The following is a 20,085-nucleotide window of genomic DNA, read 5'->3' on the forward strand; positions in this document are numbered from 1 at the left end:
GCCCCGGCCCGCCGGCGGAGCGGCAGCGGCCGCCCCGGCCGGCGGGCCGGGGCGCCTCGTCGGCGCTGGCTTCAGCGCAGGAACCCCGTCGAGATCCAGGGTATGGCCGCCACGATGACGGTGCCCGCGGCGATCGAGCACATATAGCCGATGATGGGCCGGATGCCGGCGTCGGGCGAAACCTTGCCGATGGCGCAGGCCGCGTAGTAGCCCACGCCGAACGGCGGCGCGAACAGGCCGATGCCCATGGCCAGGATGACCACCATGGCGTAGTGCACCTCGTGTATGCCCATCTGGTGCGCGATCGGAAAGAGCAGCGGGCCGAACAGCACGATGGCCGGAATGCCCTCAAGTACGCTGCCCAGCACGATGAAGGCCACGATGGAAACCGCCATGAAGGTATAGGCGCCGCCCGGCAGCCCGCCCATGAACTGGGCGAGCTGGCTGGAAAAGCCCGACTGCGTCAGCGCCCAGGCCATCGCGGTGGCCGTGCCGATGATGAGCAGAATGGCGCCGGACAGGCAGGCGGTATCGACCAGCATGGGCATGAGGCGCCTGGCGTCGAAGCAGCGGTACACCAGCAGGCCCACCAGCGCCGCGTACACAATGCCGATGGTGGACACCTCCGTGGCCGTGGCCACGCCCTCGACCACGGCGGCGCGGATCACGAAGGGCAACGCCAGCGCCGGCAGCGCGACGACGAAACTGCGGCCGATCTCGCGGCCCGTGGCCTTGCGGACCCGGCCCGGGTCGTGGCGGCGGTGCCGCCACCACACCACCATGCACAGCATGGCGCCCAGCACCACGGCGGGCAGCAGACCGCCGGTGAAGAGCGCCGTGATCGACACCCCGGTCACCGAGCCGATGGTGATGAGCACCAGGCTGGGCGGCACGGTTTCGGTCTGCGCGCCCGTGGCCGAGAGCAGGGCCACCAGTTCGCCGTCCCGGGCGCCGCGCTTGCGCATCTCGGGAAACAGCACCGGCGCCACCGCCGCCATGTCGGCCGCCTTGGCGCCCGATATGCCCGACACCACGTACATCGCGCCGATGAGCACGTACGACAGCCCGCCGCGCACATGGCCCAGCAGGCTGGCCAGGAACGCCACCATGCGGGTGGCCATGCCCGTCATCTCGATGAGCAGCCCCAGGAAGACGAAGAGCGGCACCGCCAGCAGGATGAGGTGCGACATGCCCTCGTCCATGCGGCCCACCACCACCATGAGCGGCACGTCGGTGGTCAGCGCCAGGTAGCCGAACGTGGCCAGGCCGAAGGCGAAGGCGATGGGCACGCCCGCGAACACCGAGGCGGCGACGATGCCCACGAAGAAGACCAGCAGGTTGGCGTTGCCCAGCGGCGCGAACGCCGGCTGCAGCAGCGCCATGACGCCGACCACGGCCGCCACCAGCAGCAGCGCCGCGCCGGTGACGCGCCATTGCGCCTGGGCCAGCAAGCGCAGCAGCGCCACCGCCATCATCAGCGCCGTGCCCACCGGCAGCGCGGCGGCGCGCCAGATGTTGGGAATCTCCAGCGCCGCGGTGGTGACGTACTGTTCTTCGAGGGCATAGTCGTAGCCTGGAGCCAGCACCATGAGCAGGAAAGCCAGCGCCGCGGCGATGGCCACCATTTCCAGCACGGCCCGCGCGGCCGGACCGGCGCGGTTGACGAGGGCCGCCATGCGCATGTGTTCGCCGCGCCGCAGGGCCACGACCGCACCCAGCATGGCCAGCCAGAGAAACAGCAGCGAGGCCAGTTCGTCGGACCACACCAGCGGCGTGTGCAGCGCATAGCGCGCCACCACGCCCGCGAACAGGATGACGATCTCGGCCACCACCAGAATGGCGGCCGGGACTTCCACCAGCCAGCCCAGGGCCTGGTCCAGCGCGGCGATCACGCCCTGGCCCTGGGCCGACGCGCGCGCCGGCGCGGCGATGCCGGCGGCCCTCATGACAGGCTCCCCGCGGACTGCTCCAGCAGCGCCCAGGCCCGGTCGCCGTACTTCTCTTTCCAGCCGGCATAGAACCCGGTCTTGGCCAGCGCGGCGCGGATGGGCGCAGGGTCGGGCTGGTTGAACGCCAGCCCTTCCTCGGCGAGCTTGGTCTGGAGCTGGTTGTTCAGGGCCAGCACGTCGGCGCGCTCGGCCATGCCGGCGGCGTCGATGTGGCAGGCGACCACCTCGCGGATGTCCCGCGGCAGCTTCTCCCAGGCGCGCCGGTTGGCCAGGAACCAGAAGCCGTCCCACATGTGGTTGGTAAGCGAGCAGTACTTCTGCACTTCGTAGATCTTGGCGGTCTGGATGATGGCCAGCGGGTTTTCCTGGGCATCGACCACCTTGGTCTGCAGCGCCGAATAGGTTTCGTTGAAATTGATGCTGGCCGGCGACGAGCCCAGCGCCTTGAACATGGAGGTCCACAGCGGGCTGACCGGCACGCGGATCTTCAGGTCCTGGAAGTCGGCCGGGCCGTTGATGGGGCGCGAACTGGTCGTGACCTGCCGGAAGCCGTTATCCCAGATGCGGTCCATGACGTGCAGGCCCTTGGCGCGGATCTCGCTGCGGATGTGGGCGCCGAGCGCGCCGTCCATGGCTTTCCAGACGGCGTCGTAGTCGGGGAAGGCGAAGCCCACCCCGCTGATCGAGGCTGAGGGCACCAGGGTGGACAGGATCAGGCCCGACAGCGTGAAGAACTCCACCGCGCCGGAACGCAGTTGGCTCAGGGTGTCGGTGTCGGAGCCGAGCTGGCTGCTGGGAAAGATGGCCAGCTCGAAGCGGCCGTCCGTATCGCGGGCGATGTTCTGCGCCGCTTCGCGGGCCCGCACGTTCATGGGGTGCGTGGGGGGCAGGTTGTTGGCGTACTTGTACCGGTACTGCGGCGCGGCCAGGGCGCGGTGAAAGGGCGCAACGGCCAATAGCGCCGCGCCGCCCGTGGCGCGCATGAGATTGCGTCGGGTCTTGTCCATGCTGTCTCCTTTGTGTGGAAGGGCGGTCGCCCTGGGGTGTGCCGTGTGCGGCATCTTTGCAATTCTGAATTGCTTGGTCCAATATATAGACCATATAATTCTGTCTGGATTTATTTAAGCATATTGAATATCAAGCGTAAATGCGTAAAATCGGAGGCCAAGTGATCAAGCGTCTTAAAAAGACTGGTCCACAAAATGGACCTTATAAAAGCGATTCTGGAGACAAGGTGCAGGAGATCCCCGCCCAGGTGGAAGGCGCGCAGACCCTGGCGCGCGCCATGCAGGTGCTGCGCGCGGTGTCGCGCGGCGACGGCGCGGGCCTGCTCGCGCTCACGCGCGACACCGGCATGAGCAAGCCCACCGTGCACCGCCTGCTGGCCGCGCTGGCCGCCGAGGGCATGGTCGAGCAAGACCCCGTCTCGCGCCGCTATTACCTGGGCCCCGAGTGCCACGTGCTGGGCAGCATCGCCAGCGCCCGCTTCGGCATCAACCGGCTGGCCGCGCCCATCGTGGCGCGCCTGGCCCACGAATGCGGCGACTCGGCGTTCTTCTCCATCCGGCGCGACGTGTTCGCCGTGTGCGCCATGCGCGAAGACGGCGACTACCCGCTCAAGACCCACGTGCTCATGCCGGGCGACCGACACCCGCTGGGCGTGGGCGCGGGCAGCCTGTCCATTCTGGCTGCGCTGGACGACGACGACGCCGAGGCTTGCCTGCAGGCCAACGCCGCGCTCATCGAGGCGCGCTATCCGCGCTACTCCCTGCCCCTGCTGCGCAGCCTGGTCCGGGAGGCGCGCGAGCAGGGCTACGCCGTGAACCGCGGCCTGGTGATCCCGGGATCGTGGGGCATCGGCATGCCCGTGCGCGACGCCGCGGGGCACGTGCTGGGCGCGCTCAGCATTGCCGCCGTGGAGTCGCGCATGGACGAAGACAGGCTGTTCCAGTTGGCCAAGCTGCTGGCGCGCGAGGTCAGGCGCCTGCAGGCCCAGCTGCATCCGGCGGACCCGCCGAACCGACCCAAGTCCTGAGTCCGCCAGACGGGGCGGGCCTCGGGCACAACCTGAGGAGACAGCAATGAGCAAGCGCGCCGTAATCGTGGGGTGGCAACACATCCCCTTCGGCAAACTGGATGACCCCGACACCGAGAGCCTGATGGCGCGGGTGGCCGGCCCCGCCCTGGAACACGCCGGCCTGGACGCCTCGGCCGTGGACGGCGTCTACGTGGGCGTGATGAACAGCGGCTTTCAGAAGCAGGACTTCCAGGGCGCGCTGGTGGCCACTTCGCTGCCCGCGCTCGCGCACGTGCCGGCCAGCCGCCTGGAGAACGCCTGCGCCACCGGATCGGCCGCGCTGTATGCCGCCATGGACTTCATCGAATCCGGGCGGGGCCGGGTGGCCCTGGTGGTGGGGGCCGAGAAAATGACGGCCCGCCCCACGGCCGAGGTGGGCGACATCCTGCTCAACGCCAGCTACCGCAAGGAAGAAGCCGGCGTGGACGGCGGCTTTGCCGGCCTGTTCGCGCAGATCGCGCAAGCCTATTTCGCCCGCCACGGCGACCAGGGCGACGCGCTGGCGCGCATCGCGGCCAAGAACCACCGCAACGGCGTGGACAATCCTTATGCGCAGTTGCGCAAGGACCTGGGCTTCGATTTCTGCCGCACGGTCTCCGACAAGAACCCCTACGTCGCGCCGCCTTTGCGCCGCACCGACTGCTCCCTGATCTCCGACGGCGCGGCCGCGCTGGTGCTGGCCGACGAAGACACGGCAGCCGGCCTGCCGCGCGCCATCGCGTTCCGCGCGCGGGCGCAGGTCAACGACATCCTGCCGCTCAGCCGCCGCGATCCCACGGCCTTCGAAGGCGCGGCGTGCGCCTGGCGACAGGCGCTGTCGGCCGCCGGGCTGACGCTCGACGACCTCAGCCTGGTCGAAACGCACGACTGCTTCACCATCGCCGAACTGCTGGAGTACGAAGCCATGGGGCTGGCCCCGCGCGGACAGGGGTACAAAGTGCTGCGCGAGGGCTGGACCGAAAAAGACGGGCGCCTGCCCGTCAATCCTTCGGGCGGCCTCAAGGCCAAGGGCCATCCGGTGGGCGCCACCGGCGTGTCCATGCACGTCATGGCCTGCATGCAGCTCATGGGCGAGGCGGGCGGCATGCAGATCCCCGGCGCTGCGCTGGCCGGCGTGTTCAACATGGGCGGCGCGGCCGTCGCCAACTACGTCAGCCTGCTGGAGCGCCGCAAATGAGCCAGCCGCACACCGCACCCGACGGCGGCGTGGCGCCCGTGTCGCGCCGCGTCATGAACCTCGCCGAATTCCTGGCCCAGGCCGCGCGCCGCCACCCCGCGCGCATCGCCGTCTCCGAAGGCGAGCGCGACATCACCTGGGCCGAGCTGCACGCGCGCTGCGGCGCGCTGGCCGCCGCCCTGGCCGCGCGCGGCATCGCCAAGGGCGACCGCGTGCTGGTGCACGGCCGCAACAGCATCGCCTACATCGAAACCCTGTTCGCCGTGCTGCGCCTGGGCGCGGTATGGGTGCCCACCAATTTCCGCATTTCGCCGGACGAGGCCGCCTATCTGGCCACGGCGTCGGGCGCCAAGGCTTTTCTGTGCGACGGCCTGTTCGAGGCACACGCGCGCGCGGTGGCCCAAGCCGTGCCGGACCTGCGCCTGCTGGCGCGCCTGGGCGACGGCGAGCTCGGCGAAACCGACACCGCCACGCTGATCGCCGCGCATGCGGCCGAGGCCCGCCCCGCGGCCGGCGTCGAGCGCGACGACCCGTGCTGGTTCTTCTTCACGTCCGGCACCACGGGCCGTCCCAAGGCGGCCGTGCTCACCCACGGCCAGATGGCGTTCGTCATCACCAATCACCTGTGCGACCTCATGCCCGGCACCACGGAGCGAGACGTCAGCCTCGTGGTGGCGCCGCTTTCGCATGGCGCGGGCATCCATTTCCTGACCCAGGTGGCGCGCGCCGCGCGCAGCGTCCTGCCGGGCCAGGACAAATTCGATGCCGAAACGATCTGGTCGCTGGTGGAGCGCCACCGCGTGAGCAACATGTTCACCGTGCCCACCATCGTCAAGATGCTGGTCGAGCACCCGTCCGTGGACCGCTACGACCACCGCAGCCTGCGCTACGTGATCTATGCCGGCGCGCCCATGTACCGCGAAGACCAGAAGCGCGCCCTGGCCAAGCTGGGGCCGGTGCTGGCGCAGTATTTCGGCCTGGGCGAAGTCACCGGCAACATCACCGTGCTGCCGCCTGCGCTGCACCGCGCCGAAGACGGCCCCGAGGCGCGCGTGGGCAGCTGCGGCTACGCCCGCACCGGCATGCAGATCAGCATCCAGGACGACAGCGGCCGCGAACTGCCCGCCGGAGAAAGCGGCGAGATCTGCGTCTGCGGGCCGGCGGTCTTCGCGGGCTATTACGCCAATCCCGACGCCAATGCCAAGTCTTTCCGCAACGGCTGGTTCCGCACGGGCGACCTGGGCTATCTCGACGCCGAGGGCTTTCTCTACATCACGGGCCGCCAGTCCGACATGTACATATCGGGCGGCTCCAACATCTATCCGCGCGAAATCGAAGAAAAAGTGCTCGCCCATCCGGCCGTCGCGGAAGCCGCGGTGCTGGGCGTGCCCGATCCGGTCTGGGGCGAGGTCGGCGTCATGGTGTGCGTGCTGCGCGCCGGCCACGCCCTGGACGAAGCGGCCCTGCTGGAATGGCTCGCGCCCCGATTGGCGCGCTACAAGCTGCCGCGGCGCATCTTCTTCTGGGAAGCGCTGCCCCGGTCGGGTTACGGCAAGATCACAAAAAAGCTGGTGCGGGATGCCTTGTACGAACGCGGCCACCTATCCCAGGCCGCCTGACCCCAAAAGGAGAGCAGACATGCAAGCAACGCAGGAAGCGGTACTCGTGACGGGAGGCGCCTCGGGCATCGGCCTGGCCGTGGCGCAGGGTTTGCTGGAGGCCGGACGCCGCGTGCTGGTGGCCGACGTCGCCCAGGAGCGGCTGGACGCCATCGCCAGTCTCGCGCCGCCCGCGCGGCTCGGGCGCGTTCTCATGGACGTGGCCGACGAAGACAGCGTGTTGCAGGCGCTGGACCGCATGGAGCAGGATTTCGGCCCGATCTCCGGCCTCGTCAACTCAGCCGGCATCGGCCGCGACGTGCCGTTTCTCGACACCGACACGGCCCTGCTCAGGCGCATTCTGGAGGTGAACCTGGTGGGCTCCTTCGTCGTGGCCCGCGAAGCCGCGCGCCGCATGCGCGAGCGGCGCCGAGGCGCCATCGTCAACATCGCCTCGGTGTCCGGCCTGCGCGGCAATGCCGGCCGCGCCGCCTACGGCGCGTCCAAGGGAGGCGTGGTCACGCTTACCCGCGTCATGGCCGTGGAACTGGCCGCCTACGGCATCCGCGTCAACGCCGTCGCGCCCGGCCCCGTCGAAACCCCGCTGGTGTCGCAGATGCACACCAGCAAGGCGCGCGAAGCCTGGGAAAGTGTCGTGCCCCAGCACCGCTACGCCGCGCCCGAGGAACTCAACGGCGCCGTGTCCTGGCTGCTCGACGACAGCCGTTCCAGCTACGTGACCGGGCAGATCATCTGCGTGGACGGCGGCTTCACCGCCGCCGGCATGCTCGCCCACTGAAGCCAGCGACCACCCCTCGTTCCACGAACTGCGCCACAAGCGCGGGGAGCCCTGCAATGCGATACACCACCGTGCATCGTTCCGGAGGCGGCGTCCTGCCGCGTCCCCGGACCCTCATCCACCCGGGCGCCTACAACCCGGTGCGCATCCACAGCTGCACCGCCCCGCGGGGGCGTCACATCCGCCTGGCGCTGCGGCCGGGCGCCACCCTCTACGACGCCCTGGTCGGCCCCCTGGCCGGCGCCGGCGTCGCCTGCGCATCCATGACCCTGCTGGGCGGTGCCTTCGCGCGGCTCGACTATTGCACCGCGCCGCCCGATCCCTCCCGCCAGGCCGTGGTCGCCTACACCGCGCCCATCGAGGCCGGCGCGGCCGACCTCGTCTTCGGCAACGCCACCCTGGGCGCATCCGACAGCGGCGCGCCCCTGGTGCATTGCCACGCCGTCTTCCGCGACCGGGCCGGCCGCCTCGCCGGCGGCCACATCGTGCCGCAGACCAGCATCATCGGTCCCCGCGCCATCGCCGTACTCGCCACCTCGCTGGACGGCTTCGAGCTGCGGGCCCGCTACGACGAAGAAACCCACATCCGGCTGCTGCAACCCTTCAGGGGAAACCTCCATGGACGACGCTGAAATCGAGCGCGGCAGCATGGGCCGCGTCGCCTACGCCCGCATCGGCCCCAACGAAGACCTGGTGCGGGGCGTGGAGAAATTCTGCCTCTCGCTCGGCTTTCGCCACGCCTTCGTGCGCGGCGCCCTGGGCAGCCTGGTCGACGCCTGCCTCTACACCGCCCAAGGCGACTACCGCTGCATCGCCGGCCCCGCCGTGGAAATCGTCAGTCTCGCCGGCGAAGTCCGGGCCCAGCCGGATGGCTCCCTGCGCGCCAGCCTGTCGGGCGTGGTCGCCGACCCGCGGGGCGAGGTGCATGGCGGGCCTTTCGTGCCGGGCGCCAACCCCATCTGCATGACCTTCGAGGTCACGCTGGAGGAATGGCTGCCGGCGGGGTAGAGGGCAAGACGCGCGGCGCGGCGGCCGGAAACGGCGGCGGCGCCGGGCGGCCGCCGTTTTCCCCGGGCGCGGCAGCGTAGGGCCGGATTCCCCGCCACGACCGCTCCGGCGAAACCGCCCGTGGTTTGTAGGGGCGTGCGCCAGGTTGCTATAAAGAGGTCTACGGTATCTCTCCAGGGTCAGCACATGTCCATGCAAACACTGAGCCGGTGCGGCGTCGCGCTGTTTCTCGCCGCGCTGGTATCCGGCTGTTCTTTCTTCGGCTCCGGCGATTCGGACCGCGAGCGAACCGCCGCCCGTGTCAGCGACGAATGCAGAGGGAATCGCAGCCGCTGCCTCTACGAGGGCTCATACGAACCGGGAGAGCGCGACTACGCCGAAGAAGAAGCCAAGCGGCTCAACCGCGCGGAATCCGCGCGGCTGCGGCGGGTATTCGGCAACTGAGCGCGCGGGGCTTGCGCGCAGGCGTCCCGTCCGCCTTTCGCATGACGCCGGCTTTTCCGGCGTTATCGCATTTCGAACGCTTCCTGATGAAAGCCCTCGCCGGCCCCTCCGGCCCGCCGCCACGCGCGGCGCAGCGTCCTGGCCAGCCCCGGCGGGCCGCAGAACCAGATGTCCTGCGCGTGCCCGGCGGCGTCCGACGCCAGTCGGGAGGCGTCCAGGCGCTGGCCCGCATGGCTGTCGTGCACCGTCAGCGCGACGGACGGCAGGGCATTGCACAGCGCGCGCAGGCGCGGGACGAACGGATCGGCGCCCGCGTCGCGCACGCAATAGTGCAGATGCGCCCGGGGCGCGCCGGCCGGATCGGCCTGCATCGATTCCAGCCAGGACAGAAAAGGCGTGACGCCGATGCCGCCCGCGATCCAGACCTGGGTCGTGCCGGACTCCGGGGGCGCCGGCCGGAAGCAGCCGTAGGGGCCTTCGACCGTGATCCGTTGTCCCGCCTGCACGCGGGCGGCCAGGCCGCGCGTATAGTCGCCCAGCGCCTTGATCTGGAAAGCGATCCGGCGGTCCGGTCCGGGCGCGCTGGCAATGGTGTAGGGATGGGCGCCTTCGCGCTCGTCCAGCGTCAGGAACGCGAACTGGCCCGGCTTATGCCCCGGCCAGCCGGCATCGAGTTCGCACACGACTTCCAGCACGCCGGGATCCTGGCGCCGCACGGCGGCCACCGTGCCCGCGTGGCGGCGTCGCCGCCCGATGCGCCCGGCCAGCGCGGACACGGCGCCCCAGGTGCCGCCGGCCATCAGCAGCCCCAGCAGCGCGCCGGTGACGCCCTGCCAGTGCATGCGCGGCAAGAGCGCCGCGGCATGCGACACCAGCGCCAGGTAGAGCAGCGGCATGGCGCGATGGACCCAGCGCCATGCGTGATACGGAAAGCGCCGCCACAGCGTGATGACCAGCATGGCCAGCAACAGATACAGCCCCCATTCGCCCAAGTCCTTGGCGTAGCCGCGGACGCTGTCGAACAGCGTGACGGACGCCGGATGCGGCGGTCGGCCGGCAATGCCGGCCAGCGCGTTCAACGGGCCTTTGGAAAGCTCGATCAGCCAGTGCGCCAGGCCCGTGGCCACGGCCAGGATGCCTGCCCATTTGTGCAGGCGGTAGACCTTGTCCATGCCCCCGAGCGGACGCTCGAGCAGGCGCGGGCGCAGCGCCAGGATCATCGCGAGCGACATCAGGCCGATGGACCAGATGCCGGTAAGGTACAGGCCCTGCTGGCGCAGCAGCCACGGCCAGCCGCCTTGCAGCGGCGCCTGCCAGGCGAGATCCCATCCCCAGGCCAGCGTGAGGGCGCCCAGGAACAGGCCGATAGCGGTACGGGTATGCATGATGAAACGTGTCCGGTGCAACGGCGGCCCCGCGCGGGCGCGCGGGCCGCAAGAAAGGGGGGGGCGGACGGCGGGGGCGCGCGGCCGCCGTAGGCGTCAGTCGTCGAACTTGGTGCGTTCGATGGCGCCGGTATGCGCGTTGACGTAGAGCTTCACCCGCTGGGCCTGCGCGTCGCGCGCCTTGGCCTCGTAGCGGCCGTGTTCCAGCTCGATCTCGGTGACGTCGCGGTAGCCGGCCGCCGTGATGGCGTCATGGATCTGGCTGATCGACAGTATCGAGGCCGGCGCCGTGCGCGCGGCCGGCGCGGGAGCGGGGGCGGGAGCCTGCGTCTGGGCGTGGGCGGCCAGGGCGGCGGCGCCGAGGACGGCGCCGGAGACGAGGGTGCGGATGAGCTTCATGTGGGACTCCTTGGTCTTGCGGATTGAGATCGAATCGATCGGGACAGGTCTTGCAGACCCTGGACGACATTATGGAAACCTCCTCATGAACCCGGTCTGAAGCCCCCGTTCACCCGCCGTTCATGTTGGCCGCGGTATAACGTGCGGCACATCCGCCGCATTGCCGGCATGCCTTCCCGATGAGCCGATCTCCCGTCCGATTCCCCATGCCGCTGCGTTCCTGTCTTGCGATTCTCCTGTCGTGCGCGACGCTGGTCGGGCCGTCTCCCGCAAGGGCCGACGACGATCACGATCGCGCGCGCGAGGCCCTGCAGGAAGGAAAGATCCTGCCGCTGCGCACGGTGCTCGACATCGTCGAGCGCAGTTATCCCGGGCAGGTCGTCAAGGTAGAATTCGAGGAAGACGACGGCGAATATCTCTATGAGATCCGGCTGCTGCAAGCGAGCGGCAATCTGCTCAAGCTGAAGATCGACGCCCGCGACGGCCGGGTGCTGGGCGTCAAGGGCAAGCATATGCAATTCCGGGACGACGACTGATGCGCATCCTGCTGATCGAGGACGAACCGACACTGGCCGCGCAGCTCGAGCGCGCCCTGGACGACGCCGGCTACACCGTGGACCGCGCCGCCGACGGCAAGACCGCCCACTACATGGGCGAAGTGGAAACCTACGATGCCGTGGTGCTGGACCTGGGCCTGCCCGTGCTGGACGGTCTCACGGTGCTCAAGCGCTGGCGCGCCGCCGCGCGCAACATGCCGGTGCTGATCCTCACCGCGCGCGACAGTTGGCACGAGAAGGTCGCCGGCATCGACGCCGGCGCCGACGACTACCTCGCCAAGCCGTTCCACATGGAAGAGCTGCTGGCGCGCGTGCGCGCCCTGATCCGGCGCGACAGCATGCACGCCAGCGCGCAATGGCGTTGCGGTCCGCTCATGCTGGACACGCGGCAGGCCAGGGTGACGCTGGACGGCGTCGCGGTTTCGCTCACCAGCCACGAATTCAAGGTGCTGGCCATGCTGATGCAGCATGCCGGCGAGGTCGTGTCGCGCCAGCAGCTGGTCGAGCATCTCTATGCGCAGGACTTCGACCGCGACTCCAACACCATCGACGTATTCATCGGCCGGCTGCGCAAGAAACTTCCGCCCGACACCATCGAGACCGTGCGCGGGCTGGGCTACCGGCTGGCGGGCGGATCATGAGCGCCGCCGCGCCGCGGCGCCCGCGGGCCGGGCTGGACGGCGCCGGGTCGCTGCGCTGGCGCCTGCTGATCGGCACGCTGGCCTGGATCTCCCTCTCCGTCATCGTGGCGGGCTGGGGCCTGGCCAACCTGTTCCGCCAGCACATCACCGAACAACTGCGTTCGGAGCTGATGCTGCACCTGAACCAGCTCACGGCCGCCGTCAACCTCGGGCCCGCCGCGCAGGTGCGGGTGTCCCCGCCGCTCAGCGACCCGAGATTCGACCAGCCGCTGTCCGGCCTCTACTGGCAGATCGACCGCCTCGGCCCCGGCCCCCGCGCCGGCGTCGCGCGGTCCCGCTCATTGTGGGACCAGACCCTGCCCGCTGCGCCGCCCGGCGCCGAAAACGGATACGAGCTGACGGGCCCCGAAGGGCGCGACCTCTACGCCGTGGCGCGCCTGCTCACGCCCGCCGAAACCGACGCGCCCCGGCTGCGGCTGGTCGTGGCCGCCGACCGCACCGTGCTGGCCGAACCCATGGAGCGCTTCACCCACATACTCGTTATTTCGCTCGGCGGCCTGGCCGGAGGGCTGGTGCTGGCCGCCATCATGCAAGTGGTCATCGGACTGCGCCCGCTCGCGCGCCTGCGCCGCCAGCTCGCGCAGCAGCCGCCCGGCAGCAGCATGCGCATCGAAGGCCGCTACCCCGACGAAGTGCAGCCCCTGGTGGACGACTTCAACCGCGTACTCGCCGTCAACGACGAGATCATCCAGCGCGCCCGCACCCAGGCCGGCAACCTCGCCCACGCGGTCAAGACCCCGCTGGCCATTCTCGCCAACGCCGCGGCCGCCGAACGCGGGCCGCTGGCGGACCTGGTGCGCGAACAGGTTGGCGTGGCGCGCCGGCAGATCGACCATCACCTGGCCCGCGCCCGCGCCGCGGCCTCCTCGGGCGCGACGGACCTGCGCACCCCCGTGCGTGAGCCCCTGGAAGGGCTGCTGCGCGCCATGCGGCGCCTGCACGCCGACCGCCAGCTCGACATCGCGCTTGCCGTGAAGCCGGCCGACCTGTGCTTTCGCGGCGAACTGCACGACTTCCAGGAGATGCTGGGCAACCTGCTCGACAACGCCTGCAAATGGGCCAGGCGGCAGGTGCGCGTCACCGCCCGGCGCGATGCCCGGGGCCGTCTCTCCATCCACGTCGACGACGACGGCCCCGGCATTGCCGACACCGAACGCGAGCGCATCTTCAAGCGCGGCGTGCGCGTGGACGAACAACAGCCCGGCTCCGGCCTGGGCCTGGACATCGTGCGCGACCTGGCCTGCACCTATGGCGGCGACGTCCAGGCGCTCAGGTCGCCGGATCTGGGCGGGTTGAGGGTGATGTTGATATTGCCGGCGGCTTGAGGGCTGGCAGGCCATGACAACGGCGCGCTCCCCCCGGCGTGTCGGCATGTGTGCACCCATGCTTTCGGAACCTCTGCTGTTCAAGAAGATTAAAACGGGCAGGGCCGCCATTGGCATTTTGGGCAAGCGACGATGCGCTTGCCTTCAAGCCAGATAATCTGCATTCATTTTCCGTTTTTACAGGCGCCGGGCACGGAACGCCTGTGCGCCGTTTGTATTTCATATGGTGCGGATCATTGGTTTTTTCTTCCTTTATAAATTTTCTTTTTTAAATCACCTCGATCAACTTGTTGGTATTCGGAGATTTTCATGTCTGCGTGGACGCGCTGGCGATTATTCTGAATGCCGCCAGGTAGGGCTGTCGCATTATTCTTGCGGTGCCACGGAATCGTCTTATGGGTTTCGTCGCCTTCTGCACGTTCGTCTCGGGGCTGGTGAGACACAGTTCTGTATTACAGAAAAATTATTAGTGGGATTGGTCTTATATCTTGCGAATTTACGCGCTGATCGTACTTGTACTAGGTTTTCTTCGCTGGGTAGATCATCCGCGCTGACTATCATGGCCACCAGCGCACTCCACAGTAATTTTCCGGTAGTCGTTAACGATATTCACGGAGAATCCGCACGTTTTGGAGGCGAAAATTGGAAGGTGTTCATGATCTCGTCGAAACGGAATTCACTTTTAACCCAGTCATATGCCGTGGCGCTATTCGCTCAAGCAGTCTCGGTTTGCAGCGCTTCTGCGCAGAGCTACGACCAGACCATCAACGCCAATCAGTCGAGTATGGTCCTTCTCGCCAAGCCCGGGACGACCGTACTCGTGGCGCCGGGCGCCGAGATTTCCGTGGCCTCCTCCTTGGGATTTGGCGGTGTTGATGGGATACAAGGGGCACCGGGCGATACCTGGATCCTCACGAACCAAGGCTCCGTCGAGGCGCCCTCGGAGGGGATTAGCCTGGACGGTCCCGGCAGCGGCGTCATCAACCATGGACAGATCTCCGGCAGGGTGGGGATTTGGAGCAGATCGGACCTGTTCGTGCGAAATGAAGCCGGAGGCAGGATCTCCGGCAAAAATGCCGGCGTGAAAACCTACGGACCGCTTACGCTCGACAATGCGGGATCCATAATATCGGAATTCGCCGCGGTTGAAGGCCACCAGTGGTCAGGCAGGTTCGGCGCCGACGTCCGGAACACCGGCACCCTTCAGGGCCGCCAGGTGGGCATTAGCCTCTTAGGCAACTCCGATCCCGGGTCCACCAACACGATCCGGAACTTCGACGGCGGCCAGATCCTGGCGACTGATGCCATAAGCGTGGGGCTGTATGCGGTGCTCGGATCGAGCACCGTCACCAATGGACGCGGCAGTATCATCAAGGCAAGGTTGCATGGGATTCATGGCGCGGACCTGTCGACCGAGATTCTGCTCAACAATTGGGGCGCCATCGAGGGCACGAACGGCCTCGGCGTCTGGACCTACGGCGGGGGCATGATCACCAATTTCGAAGACGGCGTGATCTCGGGCCTCGGGGGCGTCTCCTATACGCGCAGCCGGTATGGCGATGTCGACCTCACCAATGACGGAACCATCACCGCAACCGGGACGACTTTCATCGGAGGCGACGGCCTCGAGGCGGGAGTGGGCGCAGGCGTCTACGTTGGCGCGGCCGCCGCGGGCGGTTCGATCCGCAACCTCGCCGGTGGCATTATCCAGGGCGGCGCATATGGCATCTATAGCGGCAGCGCGCTCGAGCCCGATGATGCGCCGGCGATGTCGATCGTCAATGCCGGCACCATCCAGGGCGACACTGGTATTTCGGTCAATGATGCGCCCGCATTCATCACCAATTCCGGAACGATTGCCGGGTCCGGCGGCGTCGCCATCCGCTTTGATCAGACGCGCGCGAGTTCCAACTCGCTGACGCTGGGCACCGGCTCCGTTCTGCATGGCAAGGTACTGGGTGGCGCAGGCAGCGACAGCCTCCTCCTTCTCGGAAGCGGCATCGAGGACGGCGGCAAGTTCCAGAATTTCGAAACCTTGAACATCAACGGCGCGGCCTGGAGGCTCACAGGCGATTCCTCATTCTCGCAATCCTCCAACGTGACGGCAGGCCGCCTTACCGTCAACGGCACGCTCAGCTCGCCCTCGGTGTCCGTGAAGGCCGGGACGATCCTCGGCGGCGGCGGAACCATAAACGGCAATGTCTCTAACCTTGGCACCATCGCTCCCGGAGCCGAGGGAGAGGTCGGCACATTGACCGTCAATGGCGACCTCGTCCTGGCGTCAAGCTCCGCCCTCAATTTCCAGCTTGGGCGGCCAAGGCTGGTCGGGCAGCCGCCAGACGAGGAAGGCAGCAGCGCGCTGAATGACCTGGTCAACGTCAGCGGCGATCTGACGCTGGACGGCGTCCTGAATGTCAGCTCGACCACCGGCAGCGCTTTCGGCGCCGGAATATACAGGTTGATCAACTATGGCGGCACGCTGACGGATAACGGCCTGGCCTTGGGGGCCATGCCGGCGGGGAGTTCCAATTCCATTCAGACATCGGTGGCTGGCCAGGTCAACCTCATCAACGCCTCGGGGCCGGCCCTGCGGTTCTGGGATGGAGACGCAGGCTCCAAATTCAATAGCGTCATCGACGGCGGCAACGGCATCTGGCACGCGTCCGGTGGCAACGACAACTGGACAGAGAAGACCGGAGCCCTCAACGGCGCCTTTAGCGATGGCGCCTATGCCGTATTCAGCGGCGCGGCCGGCACCGTGACGGTCGATAACACGCACGGCCCCGTCATGGTGGGGGGCATGCAGTTCGCGACGAGCGGCTATCGCATCCAGGGCGGCGCCGTTACCTTGCTGAGCGGCGAAACGCCGATACGAGTGGGCGATGGCAGCGCGTCCGGCGCGAACTTCGCGGCGAAAATCGCCTCCCCGCTCGTCGGCGACGGCATGTTGGTGAAAGCGGACGGCGGCACGCTGGTCCTCAGCGGCGCCAACAACCATACCGGAGGTACATCGATCGAAGGCGGCACCTTGCAGATCAGCGCCGACGCCAATCTTGGCGCGGCTGGCGGCAAACTCGCCTTCGACTTCGATGGCGGGGTGCTGCACACCACATCCAGCTTCGGCATGTCGCGCCCGGTCGCCCTCAATACCACCGGCTTTTTTGACGTGGACGGCGGAACCACGCTGGACCTTGCCGGACCCGTGTCGGGCGCCAGCGATCTGATGAAACTCGGCGGCGGCGCCCTTGCCTTGACGGGGGCCAATGCCTACCGGAACACGGGCGTGCTCGCGGGCACGCTGATCGGCGACTTGAACTCGATTTCCGGAAGCATTGGCAACGCGGGGATCGCCATCTTCGACCAGTCCACCAGCGGAACCTTTGCGGGAAACATCGCCGGCCTCTCGCAAACACAAGGGGTGATGGTGAAGAGGGGAGGGGGAACGCTGAGGCTTTCGGGCAATTCGGCCCTCGACTGGACGGTCGACGACGGAAAACTGATCTCCTCGGCCGAGCGCTTCGACGGTAACGTGCACCTCCGTGGCGGTACGATGACGTTCGACCAGGACGTGAATGCGAGCTATGCCGGCCTTATCTCCGGCAGCGGCACCCTGGAAAAGGCAGGCAGGGCTGCGTTGCTTCTGCTGGAAGACAATGTGGCCTTTTCGGGCCTGACTGCCGTCAATGCGGGAACCCTCTACGTGAACGGCACGCTGGGAGGATCGGTCGCTGTCGCCAGCGGGGGCACGCTCGGCGGAGCCGGGACGGCAGGCTCCACGACGATCGAAGCAGGCGGCGTTCTGTCGCCGGGGCAGCCCTTGCTGAGCAAGGACTCGATCGGCGGCGAAACACTCGGCACTTTGGCCGTAAGTGGCGACTTGACGTTCAAGTCCGGATCGACGTTCTCGGTCGATATTTCGCCTTCGGCGTCAGACCGTGTCAACGTTTCCGGTTCGGCCACGATCGAGGGAGGCAATGTCGCGGTCGAGAAGATCGGCGGGGTCTATGTGCCGGGAAGCCGTTGGACGATACTCAATGCGAGCGGCGCCGTTTCGGGAGCTTTCGGTTCGATTTCCGAAAACCTGCCCTACGTCGGGCTGATGCTCGAATATGATCCCAACAACGTCTATCTGCATATTCAGCGAAACGACATCGCATTCTGCCTGCCCGGCTTCAACCACAATCAATGCGCGATAGCCAATGGGGTGGAGAGCCTCGGCCAGGGCGATGCCCTCTACGACAACGTGGCTTCCCAAACCGACGGGAAGGCGGCGGCTTATGCCTTCGACCAGCTTTCCGGAGAAATCCACGCATCGGCAAAGGCCGCCATTTTCGATGACAGCGGCTTTATACGCGGCGCGATGAACGAACGCCTGCGCTATGCCTTTGGCGCAGTGGGCACGGCCGGCACACCGGCTGCGGGTGGCGCGGGTACGGCCGGCTCAGCGGCGCATGGCGAGCGGGCGGCGGTCTGGGCGCAGGGTTTCGGGGCGTGGGGACATGTCGATGGCGACGGAAACGCCGCCCGCATGTCCCGGTCTATCGGAGGCATTTTCATCGGCGCGGATGGTGCAGTGAGCGATCATTGGCGCGTGGGCGCTTTGGGCGGTTACTCCGAGACCGATCTCCGGGTCGGTGGCCGTTCCTCGTCGGCCGACAGCGACAACTATCATCTCGGCGCATATGCTGGCGCGCAACGGAACAATCTCTCCTTCAGGAGCGGCGTTGCCCTGACCTGGCATCGGCTGTCGACGAAACGGTCGGCGGTCTTCCCAGGTTTCCAGGATCATCTGTCGGCCGATTATTCTGCCCGGACCACGCAGGTCTTCGGAGAATTCGGATACCGCTTCGATCTCGGCCGCACAGCGCTTGGCGCGGCGGCACTCGAACCATTCGTCAATCTCGCCTATGTCAATCTCGACACCGACGGCTTCACCGAGCGGGGAGGCATTGCGCGGCTCTCATCGAGCAGCGCCAATGACAGCGTTACCTACACCACGCTGGGTCTGCGTGGGCAGACGACCCACACCTTCGATAATGGCGTTTCCGTCCTTGCTCGCGGCGCCCTCGGCTGGCGCCATGCGTTCGGCGATGTCCGCCCGGACTCGAACTTTGCATTTGCGGGCGGTTCCGCATTCGATATTCTCGGGACCCCCATTGCGAAGAACGCCTTGCAGCTTGAGGCGGGCTTCGACGCCAAGGTCTCCAAAACCATGATCCTCGGGCTCTCATACATGGGGCAGATCGCAAACTTGCAACAGGAGCATGGATTAAAGGCGAATATGAGCTGGCGCTTCTGAATCCCTGGCGCCAGCTCGTCAAAGAAGATGCCGCCCGCCGTGACGCCGCTCCTGAATCCCGGCAGGCGGCCGGCATGAGTTTCGGCTTGCGCATAAAACTATTGCGCAGCTCTTCGGTATTGGCCCGCAGTGACGTGCCTTCGGGAAATCCGTACAGGTCAGAACCGGAGGTAAGGCTGCTTCTCAGCGAGTGGCAGGCGGGGGGCGACATATATCTCGCCAGCCTGACGTGTCGGAGGCGACCTTTTACACGTGGAAGAAGACGTACGCTGATTTCGGCGTGAGCGGGCTGCCTGCCGGGCCAGGGTTGTTCAGAGCCTGCGTCGCCAGGGCTGCTTTTTTTAATAAGAGGGGCGGCCCGGCTGCTGCAGATCCGTGCCGGAACAAGCGTTCGTACATCCATCCATCATTGGTCAGCACGAGCGCGGCCTTGCCTTGAATGTTGCCTTGCGTCTGGCCGGCGCCGTCCTGTTGCCGAGCATCGCCTTGGTTTCGGTATCTTGCTTGTTCAGCAGCCCGGCATCGACCAGCGCATCCGCACGCGCCTTGCTTTCGTTCCCCCAGGGATTCTGATTCGCCAGGGTGAACGGCACTTCCTTGGCCGGGGTATCAGGCACAGGCGGACTCACTTCTGACTTCTCAAGATGGGCCTGTCCTCCGGCGAGCTTCAGGACTTCTACGAGTTTGCCCGTGAGCACGGCAATAAGGAGACGCCCTCGGGTTGCCCTTGAGGGGCAACTTTATGGGAACAACATGGCGGGCTGGCGTCCGCTGATCGCCCGTCATATGAATCAAGTTGCACCCAGCGCGGAGGCTCTGCAGCCCCGAGGACTTGATACCAGGGTGTCCCCCGAGGGTGAGCAGATGGTGCGCATTCAGGGAGTCTGGATGAGTACCCGAGCAGCAGCCCGAGCGGGGTTCATCTAAAGCGTAGAGCGGGGGGTGAGGGCCGTGGTGATCGGCGTGGTAATTTCACCACTGCCACACTCCACCCTCTCTAGTATTCATGCGGCTTTGCGCGCCGCTATGAGGTCGATGGTGCCCGGGGCTGGAATCGTGTCAACGCCGGTTGAAAACTGACCCACTTTCGTCGGAATCGTCGGAGTAAAACTGACCCACCCCGGCGTCCAAAAAACCTAGCTCCTGATCTTGATATTCCCTGCTTTGCGCTTGTCCTTGAGTCGGTAGCTTTCCCCGGCAATCTGCACGATATGGGCGTGATGCAGCAGGCGGTCGAGCAAGGCGGCGGTCAGCGTTTGGTCCTCAGCAAAGCATGAGGACCACTGACTGAAGGGCAGATTGCTGGTGACGATGATGCTGGTGCGCTCGTAGCGCTGGGCCACCACGTTGAAGAACAGATTCGCCTC

At 67.1% G+C, this 20,085-nt stretch carries 18 protein-coding genes; 11 read left to right on the plus strand and 7 right to left on the minus strand.

Annotation, left to right across the window (positions count from 1 at the left end; translation table 11 throughout):
- Nucleotides 1-71 precede the first annotated feature (71 nt).
- Entirely contained in the window at nucleotides 72-1,946 is a 1,875-nt protein-coding gene (locus tag AD428_RS07320; RefSeq protein WP_053244685.1) for a TRAP transporter large permease subunit, read from the minus strand.
- Nucleotides 1,943-2,956, minus strand: a complete 1,014-nt coding sequence (locus AD428_RS07325) for a TRAP transporter substrate-binding protein (protein WP_053244686.1) — start codon at nucleotides 2,954-2,956, stop codon at nucleotides 1,943-1,945. The genes AD428_RS07320 and AD428_RS07325 overlap by 4 nt, the downstream gene beginning before the upstream one ends.
- A gap of 227 nt (nucleotides 2,957-3,183) precedes the next feature.
- Between AD428_RS07325 and AD428_RS07330 the strand changes: the two genes are divergently transcribed.
- The 7 genes from AD428_RS07330 to AD428_RS07360 all read left to right on the plus strand — a co-directional run bounded on the left by AD428_RS07330 (nucleotide 3,184) and on the right by AD428_RS07360 (nucleotide 9,052).
- Complete coding sequence (locus AD428_RS07330) at nucleotides 3,184-3,984, plus strand: IclR family transcriptional regulator (RefSeq protein WP_235489380.1); 801 nt, start codon at nucleotides 3,184-3,186, stop codon at nucleotides 3,982-3,984.
- Nucleotides 3,985-4,030: 46 nt separating this feature from the next.
- Nucleotides 4,031-5,203 carry an acetyl-CoA acetyltransferase gene (locus AD428_RS07335; protein WP_053244687.1) on the plus strand — a complete coding sequence of 391 codons (1,173 nt, stop codon included), beginning with the start codon at nucleotides 4,031-4,033 and terminating at the stop codon, nucleotides 5,201-5,203.
- Nucleotides 5,200-6,822, plus strand: coding sequence for an acyl-CoA synthetase (locus AD428_RS07340; protein WP_053244688.1), 1,623 nt, complete (start codon nucleotides 5,200-5,202; stop codon nucleotides 6,820-6,822). The genes AD428_RS07335 and AD428_RS07340 overlap by 4 nt, the downstream gene beginning before the upstream one ends.
- A gap of 19 nt (nucleotides 6,823-6,841) precedes the next feature.
- Complete coding sequence (locus tag AD428_RS07345; protein ID WP_053244689.1) at nucleotides 6,842-7,600, plus strand: SDR family NAD(P)-dependent oxidoreductase; 759 nt, start codon at nucleotides 6,842-6,844, stop codon at nucleotides 7,598-7,600.
- A gap of 56 nt (nucleotides 7,601-7,656) precedes the next feature.
- Nucleotides 7,657-8,232, plus strand: coding sequence for a hypothetical protein (locus AD428_RS07350; RefSeq protein ID WP_053244690.1), 576 nt, complete (start codon nucleotides 7,657-7,659; stop codon nucleotides 8,230-8,232).
- Complete coding sequence (locus AD428_RS07355; RefSeq protein ID WP_200908009.1) at nucleotides 8,219-8,608, plus strand: PPC domain-containing DNA-binding protein; 390 nt, start codon at nucleotides 8,219-8,221, stop codon at nucleotides 8,606-8,608. Before AD428_RS07350 ends, AD428_RS07355 begins: the two co-directional genes overlap by 14 nt.
- A gap of 186 nt (nucleotides 8,609-8,794) precedes the next feature.
- Entirely contained in the window at nucleotides 8,795-9,052 is a 258-nt protein-coding gene (locus AD428_RS07360; RefSeq protein WP_053244691.1) for a hypothetical protein, read from the plus strand.
- A 62-nt stretch (nucleotides 9,053-9,114) separates the two neighbouring features.
- On the opposite strand, the gene AD428_RS07365 is transcribed toward AD428_RS07360, so the two are convergent.
- Together AD428_RS07365 and AD428_RS07370 are read right to left on the minus strand one after the other, a co-directional pair.
- Nucleotides 9,115-10,437 carry a ferredoxin reductase family protein gene (locus tag AD428_RS07365; protein ID WP_053244692.1) on the minus strand — a complete coding sequence of 441 codons (1,323 nt, stop codon included), beginning with the start codon at nucleotides 10,435-10,437 and terminating at the stop codon, nucleotides 9,115-9,117.
- Nucleotides 10,438-10,533: 96 nt separating this feature from the next.
- Nucleotides 10,534-10,836 carry a PepSY domain-containing protein gene (locus AD428_RS07370; RefSeq protein WP_053244693.1) on the minus strand — a complete coding sequence of 101 codons (303 nt, stop codon included), beginning with the start codon at nucleotides 10,834-10,836 and terminating at the stop codon, nucleotides 10,534-10,536.
- 206 nt (nucleotides 10,837-11,042) lie between these two features.
- Between AD428_RS07370 and AD428_RS07375 the strand changes: the two genes are divergently transcribed.
- From AD428_RS07375 to AD428_RS07385, 3 genes are read left to right on the plus strand one after another with little or no spacing between them, the layout of a single operon-like run.
- Nucleotides 11,043-11,372 (plus strand): PepSY domain-containing protein, encoded by a 330-nt coding sequence (locus AD428_RS07375; protein WP_053244694.1) that lies wholly within the window; start codon nucleotides 11,043-11,045, stop codon nucleotides 11,370-11,372.
- Nucleotides 11,372-12,034 carry a response regulator transcription factor gene (locus tag AD428_RS07380; RefSeq protein WP_053244695.1) on the plus strand — a complete coding sequence of 221 codons (663 nt, stop codon included), beginning with the start codon at nucleotides 11,372-11,374 and terminating at the stop codon, nucleotides 12,032-12,034. The genes AD428_RS07375 and AD428_RS07380 overlap by 1 nt, the downstream gene beginning before the upstream one ends.
- Nucleotides 12,031-13,419, plus strand: coding sequence for a sensor histidine kinase (locus AD428_RS07385; RefSeq protein ID WP_053244696.1), 1,389 nt, complete (start codon nucleotides 12,031-12,033; stop codon nucleotides 13,417-13,419). Before AD428_RS07380 ends, AD428_RS07385 begins: the two co-directional genes overlap by 4 nt.
- 233 nt (nucleotides 13,420-13,652) lie before the next feature.
- Here AD428_RS07385 and AD428_RS26720 read toward each other — a convergent pair whose 3' ends face one another.
- Entirely contained in the window at nucleotides 13,653-13,862 is a 210-nt protein-coding gene (locus tag AD428_RS26720; RefSeq protein ID WP_160318553.1) for a hypothetical protein, read from the minus strand.
- 212 nt (nucleotides 13,863-14,074) lie between these two features.
- On the opposite strand from AD428_RS26720, the gene AD428_RS07390 reads away from it, so the two are divergent.
- A complete protein-coding gene (locus AD428_RS07390; protein WP_235489414.1) occupies nucleotides 14,075-18,718 on the plus strand; it encodes an autotransporter domain-containing protein in 4,644 nt (1,547 codons plus the stop codon).
- 413 nt (nucleotides 18,719-19,131) lie between these two features.
- Here the strand turns inward: AD428_RS07390 and AD428_RS27610 are convergent, their stop codons facing one another.
- Nucleotides 19,132-19,416, minus strand: a complete 285-nt coding sequence (locus AD428_RS27610) for a hypothetical protein (RefSeq protein WP_235489418.1) — start codon at nucleotides 19,414-19,416, stop codon at nucleotides 19,132-19,134.
- A 438-nt stretch (nucleotides 19,417-19,854) separates the two neighbouring features.
- On the minus strand, nucleotides 19,855-20,085 hold a 231-nt coding region (locus tag AD428_RS07400; RefSeq protein ID WP_160318555.1), incomplete at its 5' end, for an ATP-binding protein.

The organism is Achromobacter sp. DMS1, from assembly GCF_001270295.1.